Source organism: Vibrio sp. Vb0667 (genome assembly GCF_033391095.1).
The window spans coordinates 1-1079 of sequence record NZ_JAWPOL010000364.1; the positions used below are offsets into that span (position 1 = coordinate 1).

Consider the following 1079-nt stretch of genomic DNA (forward strand, 5'->3'; position numbering starts at 1 on the left):
TGGTCTAGATCAAGTTCAGCAAAGGTTCTGATCACAATGAGTTCTCCACAAGCAAAGCTTGGTTAATGGTTCGCCAAAGCAGCATAGAATATAAAAAGGTCGCACATTATAAAGTGATTGGTGATAAGGATCACATGTTATTTCACATCTTAAGATAAAACTCGTGGGTTAAGCGGACAAAATCATCGCTGTAACCGTCTGATGAGTGAATGATCAAATGTGACTCTTGAGTATCGCAAGGTTGCTTTGCCAGTTCAAACAGCAAACGGTGCACGGGTTTCTTTTCCGATGGTTGCACGCGGCACAGTCGAGATAGAGCCCAACCCTGGGTTAATGCTAGTTCAATAAATAGCTCCCCTTCGGTGATTGGCAGCACAAAGCTGGCTTTTCCTTCTGTATCTAGCAACTGATAACAACAATTAAGCAACGCATCATGGCGTAGGGAGTCGGTATGCCTTGCGGTTGCTCGCTGGCTTTGTTTAGCTTGCTCACCAGTGTTGAAATAGGGTGGGTTGCAAACAATGCGTTGAAAGCGTTGCGGCGGCGAAAAAATCAAAACATCGGTATGCTGAACTGAGAGTCGGTCGTGCCACGGCGAGTGCGAAAAATTGTGGCTTGCGGCTTCAACCGCTGTGGTTTCGATGTCAACGGCGGTAATTTTTGCGTCAGGAAAGCGTTGAGCACACATCAAAGCGAGTAACCCTGTTCCTGTCCCGATATCCAAGATATGGGCAGGGCTCGGACTTTCCATCCACGCGCCAAGCATCACGCCGTCGGTACTCACCGGCATGCCACTTTCGCCTCCTTCGATACAAAACTGCTTAAACTTGAAGCCTTTAGTTTGAAATTTTCCGCTCTTCATGATTGTTTTTTATCTGCTCAATATTTAAGTGAAATTCGCTATTGTTTCTTATTTGTATAGATTGTTGTTTTGTTGGTTATTAAATTGTATGGTTAATTGATCGAGATAAAGAACTGTACGGTTCTTTTGATCTAGTTAGATACACTGCTTTTAAGTTTGAAAACTAAATTAATATGGTGTTTTTTTCTTAAAGGTTGCCAAATGATGAGTCTTTCGT

At 43.2% G+C, this 1079-nt stretch carries 1 protein-coding gene; it reads right to left on the minus strand.

Annotated elements, in window-relative coordinates:
• Positions 1-142 precede the first annotated feature (142 nt).
• Positions 143-862 (minus strand): tRNA1(Val) (adenine(37)-N6)-methyltransferase, encoded by a 720-nt coding sequence (locus R8269_RS25945; RefSeq protein ID WP_318223005.1) that lies wholly within the window; start codon positions 860-862, stop codon positions 143-145.
• Positions 863-1079: the final 217 nt, after the last annotated feature.